General features: G+C 57.7%; 13 protein-coding genes. 6 read left to right on the top strand and 7 right to left on the bottom strand.

Going from position 1 to position 16,790, the window contains the following annotated elements; all coding sequences use genetic code 11:
- Positions 1–4 precede the first annotated feature (4 nt).
- Complete coding sequence (locus tag VHE34_RS23380; RefSeq protein WP_325592425.1) at positions 5–2,902, bottom strand: FAD-binding and (Fe-S)-binding domain-containing protein; 2,898 nt, start codon at positions 2,900–2,902, stop codon at positions 5–7.
- A gap of 37 nt (positions 2,903–2,939) precedes the next feature.
- Between VHE34_RS23380 and VHE34_RS23375 the strand changes: the two genes are divergently transcribed.
- Positions 2,940–4,142 carry a glucuronyl hydrolase gene (locus tag VHE34_RS23375; RefSeq protein WP_325592423.1) on the top strand — a complete coding sequence of 401 codons (1,203 nt, stop codon included), beginning with the start codon at positions 2,940–2,942 and terminating at the stop codon, positions 4,140–4,142.
- Here the strand turns inward: VHE34_RS23375 and VHE34_RS23370 are convergent.
- From VHE34_RS23370 to VHE34_RS23360, 3 genes are read right to left on the bottom strand one after another with little or no spacing between them, the layout of a single operon-like run.
- Positions 4,129–4,752: a GNAT family protein gene (locus VHE34_RS23370; protein WP_325592422.1), complete on the bottom strand. Its 624-nt coding sequence runs from the start codon at positions 4,750–4,752 to the stop codon at positions 4,129–4,131. The genes VHE34_RS23375 and VHE34_RS23370 overlap by 14 nt on opposite strands.
- 5 nt (positions 4,753–4,757) lie before the next feature.
- Positions 4,758–6,011, bottom strand: a complete 1,254-nt coding sequence (locus VHE34_RS23365) for a serine hydrolase (RefSeq protein ID WP_325592420.1) — start codon at positions 6,009–6,011, stop codon at positions 4,758–4,760.
- A gap of 15 nt (positions 6,012–6,026) precedes the next feature.
- Complete coding sequence (locus tag VHE34_RS23360) at positions 6,027–6,662, bottom strand: hypothetical protein (protein WP_325592419.1); 636 nt, start codon at positions 6,660–6,662, stop codon at positions 6,027–6,029.
- A 58-nt stretch (positions 6,663–6,720) separates the two neighbouring features.
- Here VHE34_RS23360 and VHE34_RS23355 point away from each other — a divergent pair, with 58 nt between their 5' ends.
- The gene (locus VHE34_RS23355; protein ID WP_325592417.1) at positions 6,721–9,270 is read left to right on the top strand and encodes a zinc-dependent metalloprotease; all 2,550 of its coding nucleotides are present in this window, start codon (positions 6,721–6,723) and stop codon (positions 9,268–9,270) included.
- Here the strand turns inward: VHE34_RS23355 and VHE34_RS23350 are convergent.
- Positions 9,242–9,457, bottom strand: a complete 216-nt coding sequence (locus VHE34_RS23350; protein WP_325592415.1) for a hypothetical protein — start codon at positions 9,455–9,457, stop codon at positions 9,242–9,244. The two genes, VHE34_RS23355 and VHE34_RS23350, sit on opposite strands and share 29 nt — an antisense overlap.
- Before the next feature lie 73 nt (positions 9,458–9,530).
- Here VHE34_RS23350 and VHE34_RS23345 point away from each other — a divergent pair, with 73 nt between their 5' ends.
- Together VHE34_RS23345 and VHE34_RS23340 are read left to right on the top strand one after the other, a co-directional pair.
- Complete coding sequence (locus VHE34_RS23345) at positions 9,531–10,196, top strand: SRPBCC family protein (protein ID WP_325592413.1); 666 nt, start codon at positions 9,531–9,533, stop codon at positions 10,194–10,196.
- 138 nt (positions 10,197–10,334) lie between these two features.
- Positions 10,335–11,102, top strand: a complete 768-nt coding sequence (locus tag VHE34_RS23340) for a CHAD domain-containing protein (RefSeq protein ID WP_325592411.1) — start codon at positions 10,335–10,337, stop codon at positions 11,100–11,102.
- Here VHE34_RS23340 and VHE34_RS23335 read toward each other — a convergent pair.
- Positions 11,066–11,785, bottom strand: a complete 720-nt coding sequence (locus VHE34_RS23335) for a Crp/Fnr family transcriptional regulator (protein ID WP_325592409.1) — start codon at positions 11,783–11,785, stop codon at positions 11,066–11,068. The two genes, VHE34_RS23340 and VHE34_RS23335, sit on opposite strands and share 37 nt — an antisense overlap.
- An 80-nt stretch (positions 11,786–11,865) precedes the next feature.
- On the opposite strand from VHE34_RS23335, the gene VHE34_RS23330 reads away from it, so the two are divergent.
- Positions 11,866–13,482 carry a chloride channel protein gene (locus VHE34_RS23330; RefSeq protein WP_325592407.1) on the top strand — a complete coding sequence of 539 codons (1,617 nt, stop codon included), beginning with the start codon at positions 11,866–11,868 and terminating at the stop codon, positions 13,480–13,482.
- The gene (locus VHE34_RS23325; protein WP_325592405.1) at positions 13,479–13,907 is read left to right on the top strand and encodes a hypothetical protein; all 429 of its coding nucleotides are present in this window, start codon (positions 13,479–13,481) and stop codon (positions 13,905–13,907) included. The genes VHE34_RS23330 and VHE34_RS23325 overlap by 4 nt, the downstream gene beginning before the upstream one ends.
- Here VHE34_RS23325 and ligD read toward each other — a convergent pair.
- The gene (gene ligD / locus VHE34_RS23320; RefSeq protein WP_325592403.1) at positions 13,900–16,599 is read right to left on the bottom strand and encodes a DNA ligase D; all 2,700 of its coding nucleotides are present in this window, start codon (positions 16,597–16,599) and stop codon (positions 13,900–13,902) included. The two genes, VHE34_RS23325 and ligD, sit on opposite strands and share 8 nt — an antisense overlap.
- Positions 16,600–16,790: the final 191 nt, after the last annotated feature.

Below are 16,790 nucleotides of genomic sequence, written 5' to 3'. Positions count from 1 at the left end.
CCGGTCAAATGGCCAGCGCCTCGTAAAGCACCTCTACGGGGTGCCTGGCGACCCGCCCCGTCCCGTCCTTGATCTGGTGCCGGCAGCTGGTCCCCGGCGCGGCGATGATCGTCTCCTCCTCCTGTCTCCTCACCGCAGGCAGCAGCACCAATTCGCCGATCTGCTGGGAGATGCCGTAATGTTCCGCCTCATAGCCAAAGGACCCTGCCATTCCGCAACAACCCGATGGAACGACACTCACTTTGTAATTGGCCGGTAACGACAGCACCTTCACGCTCCCCGCCACCGACGACAGGGCCTTCTGCTGACAGTGCCCGTGTAACAGCACCTTCTTCTTCTCCTGGGTGAACTGGTCCGCGCGGATATGCCCGAGGTCGATCTCCCTGGCGAGGAAATCGTCGATGAGAAAGCTGTGTTTGGCCAATTCCTGCGCCGCGGTGAGCCACTCATCGGCCGCCAGGTCGGGATATTCATCCCGGAAAGTCAGGATGGCCGAAGGCTCGATCCCCACCAATGGCGTCTCCGCCGACACCAGCGGCGCCAGCAGCCGGAGATTCCGGTCGACTATTTTTTTGGCTTCGCGCACCAGCCCCTTCGACAACCAGGTCCGCCCGCTCTCCGTGTGCTCGGGGATGACCACTTCGTAGCCCAGCTTCTCCAGCAACTCCACCGCCTTCATCCCGATCGTTACGTCATTATAGTTCGTGAACTCGTCGCAAAAGAGATACACCTTCCTGCCGCCGCTGTTCTTCGGGCGCCCATCGAACCATTTCTTCAAGGTCGTCTTGTGCAGCAGCGGCATGCTCCGCTGCGGTGCGAATCCTACCAGCCGCTTCATCCACCGCCGCTGGACAAAGAAATTGTACAGCCCCGGCGCCAGCATGCCCAGCTTCGCACTCTTCGAGAACGACGCGATCATCCGGCTCCGCATCGGCACGCCATTGGCATCGTAATAATGCTGGAGAAACTCCGCCTTCAGTTTGGCCACATCCACATTCGAAGGGCACTCCGACTTACACCCCTTGCAGCTGAGACAAAGATCCATCACATCGTAGATCTCCTTGTTGTCATACCGGTTCAACTTGTCGCTCCGGGTCAGCATCTCCCGCAGGATATTGGCCCTCGCTCTCGTGGTGTCTTTCTCGTTGCGCGTCGCCATGAAGGAGGGGCACATCGTCCCACCGGACAAATGCGTCTTCCGGCAATCCCCGCTGCCGTTGCACTGCTCGGCATGTTGCAGGATATCCTGGTGATGAAACCGGAACAGGGTAGGGAAGGGGGGGGTGTGTTGCCCGGGTTCATATCGCAGGTGCTCGTTCATCGGCGGCGTATCGACGATCTTCCCGGGGTTGAAGATGTTAGCAGGGTCCCAGTTCTTCTTGATGTTCTTAAAAAGCTGGTAATTGGCCGGGCCTACCATTTGGGGGATGAATTCCCCGCGCAGTCTGCCGTCGCCATGCTCGCCGCTGAGTGATCCCCGGTATTTTTTCACGAGGGTGGCGATCTCTTCGGCAATAGTCCGGAACAGCCGGTTGCCCTCGACGGTCTTCAGGTTGATGATCGGGCGCAGATGTATCTCCCCGCTTCCGGCATGGGCGTAGTGAACGGAATAGAGTCCATATTTCTTCAGGATCTCATTGAAGTCCCGAATATAGGCCGGCAGATCGTTCACGTCGACGGCCGTATCCTCGATCACCGGCACCGCTTTGGCATCGCCCGGCAGATTGCTCAGCAGCCCAAGCCCGGCCTTACGGAGCGACCAGATGCGGCTCGTATCTGCGCCAAACAGCAAGGGGAAATGATAGCCCAGGCCGGCGGCCCGCATATCGGCTTCGACCTTCGCCGCGATAGCGGTTATTTCTTCGCGCGTGTCCTTCTTGAACTCCACGACGAGGATCGCCCCCGGGTCGCCCTGTACGAAGAACCGGTTCTTGCGCTGTTCGATATTATCCTTGGTGCACTCGAGAATATAATGATCGATCAGCTCGCTGGCCGTCGGTCCGTATCGAAGCGCGATAAGATTGGCCCGCAGCGACTCGTCGATGGTATTGAAATGCACGCATAGCAGCCCGGTTTCTTTTGGCGGCAGCGGCGAAAGGTTCAGCTTCATCTCCGTCAGAAAGGCCAGCGTCCCCTCCGAGCCCGCCAGCAATGTACAGAAGTTGAAATCGGGCCCACCGGCCGTGAATGGGGCGGTGTCCACCAACAGGTCCAGCGCATAGCCCGTGTTCCGCCGTTCGATACTCTCCTTGGGGAACTGCTCGCGGATGCCTGCCTGGTTGTCATAGTTGCTCAGCATCCGCCGGATCTCGCGATACACCGAGCCCTCGAGACCCGGCCCCTCACACTTCGAATGAAAAGCATCCAGCCCAAGCGGCCCGAAGACCACTTCCGACCCGTCGCTCAGCAAGGCCTTCGTCTCCAGCAGATGCTCCCGCGTGCTCCGGTAGACCACCGAATTGCTCCCACAGGAATTGTTGCCTACCATCCCGCCGATCATCGCGCGGTTGGCCGTAGACGTCTCGGGGCCGAAAAGCAGCCCATAAGGCTTTAGGAAGAGGTTGAGGTCATCCCGGATAACGCCGGGCTGTACGCGCACCCAGCGCTCATCCACGTTCAGTTCCAGGATGCCGGTGAAATATTTGGAAACATCGACGACGATGCCCTTTCCGACGACCTGACCCGCAAGCGAGGTTCCCGCGGTGCGCGGGATCAGCGAGGTCTTCTCTGCCCGGGCGAAGGCGATCAGCTTCCGGATATCGTCTACGCTTGCCGGAACCGCTACGGCCTGCGGGATCTCCCGGTAGGCCGACGCATCCGTAGCGTATAGTGTCCTCATTGTCTTATCGTCATAGAGCTCTCCATCCAGTGAGGCTGCCAAAGCCTGCCATTTGTCGTTCATTGTCCAAAGATAAAAAATTACCCCTTATCTTCGGGCTATGTACCGATTACTCTGCCTGCTGTCCTTCGCAGGGCTGGCTTTGAACGCCGCCGCGCAAAAAAAAGACCTTCTCCAACCCAAACCCACGGTGCTGCGCCTGATCGACGGCAACCTCCGCCAGGCCGTCAACCAATATAAAGTATTGATGGGAAAGGTCCCTGCCGACCGGATGCCAAAGACGTTCTACGCCAATACGGGCAGGCTCGAGACCAGCGATGCCGGCTGGTGGACCAGCGGCTTCTATCCCGGTACTTTATTTGAATTATATTCCTTTTCTCATGATACGGCGCTGGGTAATGAGGCGCAGCGCCGGCTGGCGCTGTTGGAGAAAGAACAGTACAACAAGGGCACCCATGACCTCGGGTTCATGATGTACTGCAGTTATGGCAACGGCCTTCGGTTTGCCGATAGTCCCAGGTATAAGGAGATCCTCCTCAACAGCGCGCGCTCCCTCAGCACCCGCTTCCACCCCACGGTCGGCTGCATCAAGTCCTGGGACAGCAAGCCCTGGCACTATCCCGTCATCATCGACAATATGATGAACCTCGAGCTGCTCTTCTGGGCCACCCATGAAAGCGGCGACAGCAGCTTCTATAAAATAGCCGTCACGCATGCCAACACCACGATGCGCAACCACTATCGTCCCGACTACAGCTCTTTCCATGTCGTCGACTACGATTCCGTCACCGGCGTCATCCTCGCCAAAAAGACGGCCCAGGGCTTCGCCGACTCTTCCGCCTGGGCGCGCGGCCAGTCCTGGGGCCTCTATGGCTATACTATGGTCTACCGTTGCACCCACGATCCCCAATACCTCGAACAGGCCCGTAAAATCGCGCATTTCCTGCTCAGCAATCCGAACCTGCCGGCGGACAAGATCCCTTACTGGGACTATAATGCGCCGAATATTCCAAACGCTTTAAGAGACGCTTCTGCCGCAGCCATCATGGCCTCTGCCCTCATCGAGCTCAGCCATTACGTCCAACCGGCCGAGGCCCGGGGATACCTCGATGTCGCGGAAACCATTATCGTCAATCTCTCCGATAACAACTACAAAGCCGTCGTCGGCTCCAACGGTGGGTTCCTTCTGAAACACAGCGTTGGCCATTTGCCGGCGCATTCCGAGGTGGACGTGCCGCTGACGTATGCGGATTATTACTTTGTGGAAGCGATGCTTCGATACCTGGAACTCAGGAAGAAATAAGCTGACCCATAAAATCGTACGCCCGCAGGGGAATATCGTCGGCTTCGAACAGGTCGTACTCGCGGCGGCTTAACGCCCATACCATCAGATCGACCAATCGGCCGTCGCCATCGGTTGAGTTGCTGCGCAGCGTCATCTCGTGCCGGAAGCCCAACCGCAAGGGGATTCGACGGCTGAAGACATTCCCGGGGTCGCAGCGGATCTCCAGGCGCTGCATCTGCTCGATGTCGAACGCAACCCTTATCAGGGCCTGCACCGCCTCGGTGGCGTATCCTTTGTTGGCGTGCCTGACATTGATCCAATAACCGATCTCCCGGGCATCTTTCCCGATCCGGTTGTGCAACCCCGTTCCACCGATCTGCTCGGTCTCGGTCTTATCGAAGATGCCATATACTGCATCCTGTCCAAGATCGAATTGCCCGCGGAACATCCGGATAAAACCCACCATCCACTCCAGTTCCTTCGGCTCCTGCCGCGCCCAGGGGACCCATGGCCGCAGATGCTCGATGCTTCCCGTGATGGCTGCATGCATCATATGGGCATCGCCCGGCTGATAACACCGGATCACCAGTCGTTCCGTCTCGATCCTGTACGTCTTTGCCAGTTCCATTCCGCTTATTTTTTCGCACCCTCTCCGCCAAGGGCGCTCAATATTTTTTTTACCATCCCATCCATCGCCGAATTCTCGATCCATCGGACGACTGCGACCAGCTCATGCTCCGGGTCGACATAGATGAAGTTGGTGCCGTTGCCGATATGCACGAAGGCCGTAGCCGGCGCGCCCGGCAACAATTTCCTGTCCGTGTTCAGGAACCAATTCATATACCCATAGCCCGGGTTGGCCGGGGTAGGGGTCAGGGCCTGTTTTACCCACTGCTCCGACAACAGCGATCTCCCATTCCAGTTTCCGCGATGCAGCGTCAGCAATCCGAACCGCCCCATATCGTATGCGTTGATGAACATCCCGCCGCCCCAGTGACCGCCGCCACTCACCGACTGTACGGGCTGGCCGTCCAGCACGATCCATGAATTGCGATAGCCGTTCCAGCGCCAGGTGGTCGAAGCCCCGATCGGATCCATGATCGTTTCCTTCAGCACCTGCGGCAGCGGTCTTCGCCAGACGCAGGTGGCCGCCAGCGCCAACGCATTTACCCGGACATCATTGTATTTCCATACGGCGCCCGGTGCATTGCGCGGCCGGGCGGTCCACTCTTCGGGTTTGCCTTGCGGCCGGTCTGCCCAATCGGGTTTTCCCCACAAGATGCCTTCCCAGTCGCTGGTCTGCCGCAGCATTACGTCCCAGGTGAGCAGGCGGTCATGGGCGCCTGCAAAGGGATAGAGGAGATCCTGTTTCATCGAAACAGGATCATACACTTCTACCGGCGGAACATAATCCGCCACGGTATCGAAGACGCTGCCGATGAGCCCCCGGTCCACCGCTATGCCGATCACCGATGACAAAAAGCTCTTGGTCACGCTATGGGTCATGTCCACGCGTTTCGGCTCGCCCCATTCGGCGACGATATATCCCTTGTAAATGATGATGCCCGTCGGCTCGCCCCGCGTCTTCATCGGCCCGACGATGTCGTCGAAGGGCTCGGCCTTGCCGAAACTTTCGGACTGCGCCAATGCCTGGTCCCGCGGCGCCTTCGACTCATGCTCGCGGGCAAACGCGATGGCAGAAGCCAACGCACCGGAATCCAGGTTGAGCGCCGAAGGGGCACGATGCGCCCATTCGCCGCGTGGCGGGAAATAGGCGCCGCTGCCGGGAATTTCGGCCGGATGTTTTCGGGCATTGGCACTGTTGGCTTGCGCAAAAAGGGAAAACGCCGCAAACAGAAGCGGCAAAAAAAGGAGGGCTCGTCTCATAGCCCTCCGAATATACTACAATTTCTTTCTTAACACGGCGAGATCCACCCGCTTATCATACGTCTTCATCGTTCCCGCCAGCTTCACCAGCAGGCTCCGGGCCTTGCCCCAGTCGTCGGATCGGAACACGGGCGCATTCAGGCTCATCACCTGGTCATCAAACAACGTGGATACATATATCTGGCGGCTGATCAATTTCTCGTTCTCCGGGGCGTCGAAGTACCAAACGAGAAATTGCCGGCCCTGCAAAGTCATCCATTCTTTTTGTAAGTTGCTGTACCGTTGCTTCAGTTTCTTCCGGTAATAGTCCAGCTCGTACTCCATATACTTCTGCAATATGTCCCGCTCCCGGGCCTCCGACATCGAACGCAGATCGATGTTCTTGTCCACGGGGATGACCGTGGCCTGCAGGATCTGTTTGTCGATGGTGATAAATCCCGGGACGTCCGAAGGCTTGGCGTTATGCGCGACCTCCAACGTAAAGGAATGGCCCGCACCGGCATAGGCGATCAGCGAGCGCCTCTTTCCGGTCAGCAACCGGGCATGTTGGTCATCGGCCGGACCACCCGGCCGGGCGGTTGCAGAAATCGCCCAAAACAGGGCCAAAGCCGAAGCCAGACAGCGCATCGCAGGAATTGGGATAGGTCTCAATTTTTTTATCTTTTTAACGTATTAACAGCCAAAAATCGTATAGTTTTACCCCCCTCATATGAACTTAATCAAGAATGCCATTTGGATGGCGGCGATTGCCGTAGCAACGATCTCCCCCGCACTCGCCCAACGCAGACATCGCCCCACGACCCCGGCGCCCGCCGACACCTCCAAACCCAAGCTTCCCGTCTTTCCCGGCTTCGGTATGCCGAAACAAGGCCCCAAACCCTATAAAGAGGTCATCACCGACAAAGCGATCAGCCACCAGGGGCTTTTCACCGTCCACAAGGTGGACGAAAAATGGTTCTTCGAGATACCCGACTCCATGCTCGGCCGCGAATTTATGGCCATCACCCGCTTCAGCAAAACGGCCGCCGGCGGCGGACTTTATGGCGGTGAGCTGGCCAACCAGCAAACCCTCCAATGGGAGAAAGGCCCCTCCAACGTCCTGTTCCTGCGGGTAGTCACTCTCGTCAGCATGGCCGACACCACCAATAAGATCTATAAGGCCGTAAAGAGTTCCAGCGTCAACCCCATCGCCGCCGCCTTCGAGATCCGCGCCTATGGCAAGGACTCCACAAGCGTCGTCATCGACGTGACCGACTTTTTCAAAGGCGATAACCTCATCATCAGTATCCCGCAGGGCATCAAAAGCCGCATGCGCCTCGGCGGCCTGGCTTCGGACAGAAGCTATATCGAACATATCAACACCTACCCGATAAATACCGAAGTAAGAAGTGTAAAGACCTTCTCCTCGGGTGGAATGGGTGCTTCTTTCGGACTTTCGTTCTCTTCACCCACCGATGCCGCCGGCGCCGTCACCCTCGAGCTGAACACTTCGTTCATCCTCCTGCCGCCGACCCCGATGGCGAAGAGACTCTTCGACTCCCGGGTGGGCTATTTTGCGGACGACTATGTCGTCTATAGCGACGAACAACAGAAAATAGAGAACCAGGAATTCGTCGTTCGCTGGCGCCTCGAGCCCCGTCCCGAGGACCGGGAGAAATGGCGTCGCGGGGAATTGGTCCGCCCTGCCAAACCGATCATTTACTATATCGATCCGGCAACACCGCGCAAATGGGTGCCTTATCTCATCCAGGGGGTCAATGACTGGCAGCGGGCCTTCGAGTCCGCGGGCTTCAAAGACGCCATCGAGGCGCGCGAATGGCCGGAGTCGGATACGACCATGAGCCTCGAGGACGCCCGCTATTCCGTCCTCCGCTATTTTGCGTCGGATATAGAAAATGCTTACGGTCCCAATATCCACGATCCCCGCAGCGGCGAGATAATCGAAAGCCATATCGGCTGGTACCACAATATCATGGAGATCCTCCACGACTGGTACATGATCCAGGCCGGCGCGGTAGACCCCCGCGCCCGGGCGATGCACCTCGACGACAGCCTCATGGGTCAGCTCATCCGCTTCGTGTCGTCTCATGAAGTGGGCCACACGCTTGGCCTCCGCCACAATATGGGTAGCAGCAGCACTGTTCCCGTTGAAAAATTACGCGACAAGGCCTGGCTCGACGTTCATGGTCATACGCCCTCGATCATGGACTATGCCCGTTTCAACTATGTCGCCCAGCCGGGGGACAATATCCCCGAAGCAGACCTCTTCCCGCGCATCGGGGAATATGATCGTTGGGCCATCCGCTGGGGCTATGCCTACGCCGGCGGAAAAGATCCGAAGGAGGAGGCAAAGATCCTCAATAAGTGGACCATCGACAGCCTTCATTCCAATCCCCGCCTCTGGTTCGGCGGTGAAGGCTTCAACCAGGACCCCCGCTCGCAGACGGAAGACCTGGGGGACAACAGTATAAAAGCGAGTGAGTACGGCATCCTCAACCTCCGGCGCATCATCGCCGGCCTGCCCGAATGGACCAAAGAGGATGGGGACAAATATGAGAACCTCGCCGAAATGTACCGCCAGGCAACCGCACAGTTCAACCGGTACATGAACCACGTGCTGAAGAACGTCGGAGGCGTCTATGAGACCTTCCACAGCGTCGAGCAACCGGGAGACGTTTATGCACCCGCCCCCCGCGCGCGCCAGCACGAAGCGGTCGTTTTCCTCAATGCGCAACTCTTCGAAACACCTCACTGGCTGATGGTCGACAGCATCCTGAATAAGATCAGCAGTCCCAGCAGCGGCGACCCTGTCTCCCCGATCCAGACCGGGGTCCTCTCCAGCCTGCTGTCGACAAACCGGCTGAACGGCCTCCTTTTGTCGGCAAACCGCTATGGTCAAACGAAAGTATACACGGTTGAAAATCTGCTCGGGGATGTCCGCAAGGGCGTCTGGAGCGAACTCGACAGCCACCGGCCGACCGACCCCTGGCGAAGGGCCCTGCAGAAGACCTATGTGGAATCGCTGATCTCGGCTGCGGGTTCTTCGTCCGGCGGCACATCCGGCAGCTTCCAGGGACTCGTCATCTTTTTCGGTCCGAACACAAAGAATACCGATCTGCCCTCCATCGCAAAGGCCGAGCTCACCAGGCTCCGCCAAAAGCTGCTCACGGCAATTCCGCTGACGACCGATACCCTGACGAAATACCACCTGGAAGACCTCGCGCAACGTATCAGGCTGGCTTTGAACCCGAAGGGATAGCGGCACGCGTCCGCGTCCTTTCGACCGCATTGGCGGGAAGCATGATTTTGATGAACTTCTTTAGTTGATCGTCATAATATTTGCAACGGATCGCTCCACTGCTCTCAAACACCTCCTCGACGATCAGCCTGATATCCAGTAACCCGGGAAAGATGACCTCATCCCCCGCCTTTAAAAACTCATACATAGGTGAGATTTATATAATATAAATATAGGAAAACCATGGCAAATCTTTTGCAAAGCCCTGTCTAAAAAGGCTTATGCAAACCCAAACACACGCCCGGGCCGATATCGGTGAAGGCCAGCGCGTCCTCTCCGCCATCGGCGGTTCTTTACTCGTCTACCTGGTAACGAAGAAGCACAAGGCCGAATCCCTGCTTCTGCTCGGCGGCGGCTACCTTCTCTACCGGGCCGTCTCCGGTCACTGTCCCCTTAGCCAGGCCTTACAGACCCGACACCGGCGGACCCACCCCTCGAATGTCAACGTAAGGACCCATGTCATCGTCGCCAGGCCGCCCGAAGAGGTATATCCCCTCTGGCGCAGCCTCGAGAACTGGCCCCTCTTCATGCGCCATCTCGCCAATGTCGACGAGCTGGATAACAATACCTCTGCCTGGACAATGACCATGCCAGGCATCGGCGATGTCCGCTGGGAGGCCAACATCGTCCGGGATGAAAAAAACCGCGAATTGTCCATTTCCTCCGTGCCCGGCGCACCCATCGATGTCACAGCGAAGATCAACTTCTCACCCACTCCCGGCAATGCCACCCGTGTCGATGTCATGCTTTCCTATCGTGCGCCGGCCGGTCCCATCGGCGAACGGATCGCGCGCCTGCTGACGCCTGTTCTTCGCGACAAGATCGAATCCGATATCGCCAACTTCAAGCACTTTACCGAGAACCTGGGAAAAAAGGGGGTAGAGTAAACCATGCGCTATAGGGTATTCGCATCGGGCTACGACGGCAAGCTTGCCGCGCACGGCCGGGTCGGCGGAGGCCCTGCGTGACCCGGGCGCCAGCCGCCGTCAAATTCTTACCTTTATAAACAGTAAATACTGCGGGTAATGCTTACAAAACATCGGCAAAAGGAATACCTCGACAAGAAGAACCGGGAATGGCAACAACATCTTCGGGAATTCGTCGATTCCCGCGACCCCGAAGCCCTGCATCAGCTCCGCGTTACCCTGAAGAAGGTGAAGGCCCTTGCCCGCTTCATAAAAGCCTGCTCCGGCGGCGATTCCGTCAAAGACTTCAACGGCCTCAAAAAGATGTTCAAGCAGGCCGGCATTATCCGGGATGCAGGCAACCATCTTCAATTGCTGGAACAGTTCCACCCCGCCCCGCAGGAATACAAAGCGCAACAGGAGCAGGTCCAAACGACCGAAACGGAAAAATTCATCCGGGGGGCAAAAAAACATCGCCGCAACGGTAAACGCGCGGGCCGCCGCCTCCTTTCCGGCGTTCACTCTATTCCCGCCGCCTGTATCCACGATTGGTATGCGGTGCAGATGGTGGCGACAGGCATCCTGCTCACCGCCTCCGGCGACGAGCTCCATAAGGCCCGCAAACAGATAAAGGATATGCTCTATGTAGAAAAGCTGCTGCCGGACTCCGTCAGCGGCAGCCTCCGACTCGACAAGGATTACCTGGACAAACTGCAGGATGCCATCGGCAAATGGCACGATGCCTCCATCGTCGTGTCTTCGTGGGCCGGCAAAGACCTGGGCGCCAGCCAGGCCATGCTGCGGGATTGCCGGGAAAAAGAAGCCGCGGTCCGCAGCATGGCCTCGGAGTTCTATCTCCGGGCCCACCGTGCCAGCAATTCCCTTTGAACAAGGGTGATCTCTTTTCCCGCCGTCACGAGTACAGCTTCTGCGGTCCACTCGTTGAATAATTTGAACACTGTCTCATACGTCGTTCCGGCATATGCCGCGATATCCTGCCTCGTCAGGTTCATCGCGATCCGTCCTTCGGTATCCCGGCCAAAGATCTCTTCGATATCCAGCAAGGCGTTGGCGATCCTTCCTTTTACTTCCAGGTGCGTCAGATCGCGCATCCGCTTTTCCGCCTTTTGCAGTTCCGCGGCATAAAAATGCATGAGGGTATAGCTTAGCGAGGGGTTGGCTTTCAGGCTGGCTTCCAGGAATTCATTGGGGACGAAGCAAGCCGTCGTGTCTTCCAGCGCCGTGGCGGAGATAGGGTAGAGGGCTGTGCCCCGTGCGCTTCCTTCACCGCCCGCACCGCCCGGGCCGGCCCACAGACCGCGATGCCCCGCGATCTCCCCGCCGCGGGCAAACCGGAAAATGATCTCCCGGCCATCCGCCCAGGGAGCGTGGATCTTAACGGCCCCGCTGTAGAGGAAAAAGATGCCCTCCACCTTCTCGCCCTGCCGAAACAGCATCTTGCCTTTCTTTATCGACAACGTCTTCTTCTTCAAGGCGATCAGCTCCTTCCATGCCGGAATGCAGTTTCTGCATAAAAAGCAACGTGTCAAATCACAGGTTAATTCATTCATAATATTGTTTATACAATATTTTTATTGATAGTTCGCAAAATTATGACGCAAAAATATGGTTTATGCAATATCTTTGCGACATGTCTCGACATACAGTCAACCGGCGGGTCTTTTACCTGAGCCTCCAGGTAACGGCCAACGCCCTGATCATCGGAATTGTAGCCAAAGGTCTTGTTTATCTGATTGACGGCATCACTAATCTTGCTTTTTACGGTCGCCTTTCGTTCGAACCGGCTTCGCCTGCCGGCAACCACCTGGGTACGCTGGTCATTGCCGTTCCCATCATCGGCGCCCTGCTGGTAGGGCTGATGGCCCGGTTCGGCTCGAGGGCCATCGGCGGTCACGGCATCCCCGAAGCCATGGAGAAGATAATCCTGGCGGAAAGCCGCATCCCACCCGCCATCACCTTTCTGAAACCCCTGTCGGCAGCCATCTCTATCGGCACCGGCGGTCCCTTTGGCGCGGAAGGACCCATTATCGCGACGGGCGGCGCCTTTGGGTCGCTCACCGGTCAGTGGATCCATATTTCCGCCAGTGAGCGAAAGATCGTGCTGGCGGCAGGCGCCTGTGCCGGTATGGCCGCCATCTTCGGCAGCCCGCTGGCCGCGGTCCTGCTGGCGATAGAATTACTGTTGTTCGAGTTCTCTGCGCGCTCGGTCATCCCGGTCGCCCTCGCCTGCGTCACCGGTGCGGGGATGCACTTCCTGCTCTTTGGTCACGAGCCGGTATTTTCGATGCCGGCCATCCCGGCAGCTCCTAACGGCGCGCTGGCCATCTACGTTGTCCTCGGCGCGTTCGTTGGCGTTGTAGCCGCGGGCGTCTCGCGTTCCATCTACTGGATCGAAGATATGTTCGAACACCTGCCCATTCACTGGATGTGGTGGCCCGCCATCGGCGCCATCGCCATCGGAGTCGTCGGCTACTTTGCCCCGCATACGATGGGCGTCGGTTATGATAATATCACCCGGCTGCTGACCGGATCGACCCCGCTGAAGGTGGTTATCTTCCTATGCGCGCTCAAATACCTCAGTTGGTCGATCAGCCTGGGCAGCGGCACCTCGGGCGGTACCCTGGCCCCGCTTTTCACCATTGGCGGCGCCCTCGGCGCACTGCTGGGTAGCGTTATCCTCAGTTGGTTTCCAAACTCGGGCATCAATATCCCCACCGCCGCGCTGGTCGGCATGGCTGCCATGTTCGCCGGCGCCTCCCGCGCCTGGCTGACGTCCATCGTCTTTGCGCTCGAGACGACCGGCCAGTTCAACGGCCTCCTGCCGCTTCTCGCCGGTTGCATTGCTGCCTATTTCATCTCGTTCTTCCTGATGAAGGGCAGCATCATGACCGAAAAGATCCTCCGCCGCGGGGTCAAGACGCCCGACGCCTACGAACCCGATATCCTGAGAAATGTCGCCGTCCGCCAGCTGGTAACCCCGGCCGACGCGGATACCGTCGCGGAATATTCCATCAACGCCTCCGATGATGCCGGCGTGGCCGCGGAATTGATGGGACAGCATAATCTCGACACCCTCCTCGTAAAAGAAGGGGAAAAGGTGATCGGGACCGTCACTTCCAGGGCGCTCATCGACTATTACAGCCGTCAGCGTCAGAAGGAGGTCCGATACGAATCCCCCGCCCGTACCCGCCGGATGCTGGTACAGGGAAGAAAATTATTGCGTCACTCTAAAATTATGGGTATATGAACAACGATAAACAATCCGCTTTCTTCAAGGCCATGATGACCGGCCTCTTTATAGGCATCATCGACACCATCATCTGTCTCGCCTACAACATCGGCTATCGCAGTGAGACCGGATTCCTTCCTTCGGCCATCATCAACGTCTCTTCGCTGATCTTTGCGGTCAACATCCTGCTGACCGTTATCGGCATTCTCTTTTTCTTTTTCCATCGCTATATCCGCGGCGGGGACGTCGTCTACACGATCTTTTTCCTGGCGCTGACTGCCTGGCTTGCGTTTAAAACCTTCTCTTCGGTCCGTTTCGGGGATGCACGCCTCGACAGCGGCTGGCATGGATTGATGGGTGGTGTCGTACTCATCTGTGGCATCAGCGCTACCTGTCTCCCGCTCCTTTACCGGAGCCAGAAGTTCCAGGACGCCGTTATTTAGCTTCCAGTTTCTTCAACGCCTTCGACAGATCCACGCCCTTCCCCAGCACGGGGGTAAACAGGTCCCCCACTTTTTTCAGCCGGTCGCCCATCGTGCGGATCGTAAAATCCTGCATGCTCAGCCCCTTCTTCACCTCTTCCCAACGCAAGGGCGCCGACACCGTCGCCCCCGGCTTCGGCCGGACTGCATAGGGCGCAGCGATCGTCGCCTGCGGCCGGTTTTGCAAAAAGTCTAAATACATCTTTCCCTTCCGGGCGGACACCGTCCGCTCGAGCGAGGTAAAGGCCGGAATTTGCTTATTGACCATCTGCACAACCACCCGCGCAAACTCCTTCGATTCCTCATACGTGTATTTTGCGCCCAACGGGAAGTAAACGTGGATACCCGTCGAGCCGGAGGTCTTTGGATAGCTTTCGATCCCCGCTCCCTCAAGCACCTGCCTGGTCACCTGCGCCGCCTCGATCACCTGGTCGAAGCTGGTCTCCTTGCCCGGATCCAGATCGATGATGCACCAGTCGGGATTATCCGGGGCCTGTACCCGGCTGCTCCAGGGATTCACCTCGATACAGCCCAGGGAGATGATATACATCAGGCTGGCCTCGTCCGTACAAACCAGGAATTCCTTGTCCTCGTTATCCCCTTCCGAATGATAGGGGAAGGTTTCGATCCAGTCCGGCGCCTTCCCCTTTACGTTCTTTTGGTAAAAGCTCGGCCCGTTGATGCCGTTCGGGTACCGGTTCATCGACTGCGGCCGGTCCTTCAGATACGGCAGGATATACGGCGCCACCTGGTAATAATAGTTCAGCAGATCGCGCTTGGTATATTTCTCTTTCGGCCAAAATACCTTGCTCAAATTCGTAAAGCTCAATTCATGCCCGTTGATTTCCCGCGTCTGCGACTCGTCTGCCGGGTTCAACAGCGTCTTCCGATCGCCGCTTTTCACCGGCTTCAGTATCGTGTTCGCCATTTTTTTCTGTTTTGGTTTATCCACCACCGCTTCCGTCTCCGCCGCCGTCTCGCGGACCACGTCCTTTGCCGGTTTATCCTCCCGCATCCCCTCAAAAGAAGGATGCCGCATCACCCCGTCTTCCGTCATCTCCCGGAAGGCCAATTCGCACACCAGCTTCGGCTTCAGCCAGGTCGCTTTCGCATCCGGCGGATCGGGCCGGAACCGGGACGGCTTATTGACATCCGGCACGGTCGTAAACGGCGATTGCTTCTGTTCCAGCGGCTTGAACTGCTTCATCATCTCTTTCTGCATCTTTTCCGTGAAGCCGGTGCCGATCTTCCCGGTATACACCAGTTTCCTTTTTTCGTATACGCCCACCAGCAGGCTGCTGAACAGCTTCGAGGTCCCTTCATTTCGCGTATAACCGCCGATGACCACCTCCTGCCGCATCGAGGTCTTGATCTTCAGCCATTCCCTCGTTCGTATCCCCGGCGTGTAATGGCTCTCCGTCTTTTTTGCCATGATGCCCTCCAATCCCATCTTTTGCGCCGCCGCATAGAACTCCGTCCCGCTGGCGGCAAAGCTTTGGCTATAACGCACAAGACCATCCGCCGGAACGATGCCTTCAAGCAACTTTCGCCGTTGTGCGAGCGGCAGGCCCGTCAGGTCCTTGCCCTCCAGCCACAAAAGATCGAATACATAATAGATCAGCTCGCCGTCCGCCTCGCTCCGCCAGTTCTGCAGCGCGTTGAAATTGGATTGTCCTTTTTCATTCAGCACCACGAGTTCGCCATCCAGCACCGCGCTGACGGACCACTGCTTCAAGGCGTCATAGACGGGGTAGTATTTCTCAAAGGATTTGTTGTTGCGGCTCCGCAATTCTACTTTCCCCTTCTTCAGGTAGGCCAGCGCCCGGTACCCATCCCACTTGATCTCATACTCCCAACCCTCTTCGTCAAAGGGTTTGTCCACCAGGGTCGCCAGCATTGGCGCCACATCCGCCGGCATCGGCGCTTTCCTGCCCTGCGCGGGAGCGGCGGTTCTTGCCGCGCGTGCTGCGGGGGCGGGTTTCGATGCTCTTGCCACGGGGGCGGCTGCGCGGCTTTTTTTCGCCGGCTTATCACTCACCCATTCCCTCGCCTTCGGATTCTTTGCGATCTGCTCCAGGGTCTTCTTCGACAACACCGACTTATCCTTATCCGTCACCGGATCCTCCGACGCATACCGGTCCCGGTGCTTGATCAGCAACCAGCTGTTCTCCCCACGTCCCTTTGTCCGCACCAGCGCAAACTCCCCCTTCAACTTCTTCCCGTTGAGGCGGAACTTCAGCGATCCCTCGCGCAACTCCTTTAACAAGACCTTCTCCTGTGCCTTTTTGGTGTCACCCGCGACGCGTCGCTGACCATTGGTCTCTTCCATCGCTTCGTAAGTCCCCTCGTCCCAGACCATAACCGTTCCCGCGCCATAGTTTCCCTCCGGGATGATCCCCTCGAAGTCCTTATAGTCCCAGGGATGATCCTCTACCATCATCGCCAGCCGCTTGTCCGCCGGGTTCAGCGACGGTCCCTTGGGAATCGCCCAACTCTTCAGCACTCCATTCATCTCCAGCCGGAAATCATAATGCAGATGCGATGCGGCGTGCTTCTGCACCACAAACTGCAATGTCTTTCCCGAGGCCTTCCCGCCCTGCGGCTCCGGAGTGGCCGCGAATTTGCGCTTTTGTTTGTATTCTTTTAGTGCCATAACTTTGCCGGACGGCCCACAGGGTCGGCGCCCGAAGGGCAGATAGCAGGGCTCCCCCAATGGGTGCCGAAGTCGCCGTCAAGGTCACCAACCTCAAAATATAGACCAACAGGACGGATCACCCATCCGGCGCCCGAAGGGCAATAATAAGCGAAATGAGCCGAAGGCGCGAAGGGACTACCACTAAAAAC

Source organism: Puia sp., from assembly GCF_035546395.1.
Classification (GTDB): domain Bacteria; phylum Bacteroidota; class Bacteroidia; order Chitinophagales; family Chitinophagaceae; genus Puia.
The sequence above is the reverse complement of the archived record's forward strand: the minus strand, read 5'-3'. Positions and strand labels throughout refer to the sequence as shown.

Excerpts from the sequence above, each read along its gene's own strand:
- VHE34_RS23335 (WP_325592409.1), bottom strand. The coding sequence starts at position 11,785 with ATGAATGAATTAACCTGTGATTTGACACGTTGCTTTTTATGCAGAAAC.
- VHE34_RS23345 (WP_325592413.1), top strand. The coding sequence starts at position 9,531 with ATGCAAACCCAAACACACGCCCGGGCCGATATCGGTGAAGGCCAGCGC.
- VHE34_RS23340 (WP_325592411.1), top strand. The coding sequence starts at position 10,335 with ATGCTTACAAAACATCGGCAAAAGGAATACCTCGACAAGAAGAACCGG.
- ligD (WP_325592403.1), bottom strand. The coding sequence starts at position 16,599 with ATGGCACTAAAAGAATACAAACAAAAGCGCAAATTCGCGGCCACTCCG.
- VHE34_RS23350 (WP_325592415.1), bottom strand. The coding sequence starts at position 9,457 with ATGTATGAGTTTTTAAAGGCGGGGGATGAGGTCATCTTTCCCGGGTTA.
- VHE34_RS23330 (WP_325592407.1), top strand. The coding sequence starts at position 11,866 with ATGTCTCGACATACAGTCAACCGGCGGGTCTTTTACCTGAGCCTCCAG.
- VHE34_RS23370 (WP_325592422.1), bottom strand. The coding sequence starts at position 4,752 with ATGGAACTGGCAAAGACGTACAGGATCGAGACGGAACGACTGGTGATC.
- VHE34_RS23325 (WP_325592405.1), top strand. The coding sequence starts at position 13,479 with ATGAACAACGATAAACAATCCGCTTTCTTCAAGGCCATGATGACCGGC.
- VHE34_RS23380 (WP_325592425.1), bottom strand. The coding sequence starts at position 2,902 with ATGAACGACAAATGGCAGGCTTTGGCAGCCTCACTGGATGGAGAGCTC.
- VHE34_RS23365 (WP_325592420.1), bottom strand. The coding sequence starts at position 6,011 with ATGAGACGAGCCCTCCTTTTTTTGCCGCTTCTGTTTGCGGCGTTTTCC.
- VHE34_RS23375 (WP_325592423.1), top strand. The coding sequence starts at position 2,940 with ATGTACCGATTACTCTGCCTGCTGTCCTTCGCAGGGCTGGCTTTGAAC.
- VHE34_RS23355 (WP_325592417.1), top strand. The coding sequence starts at position 6,721 with ATGAACTTAATCAAGAATGCCATTTGGATGGCGGCGATTGCCGTAGCA.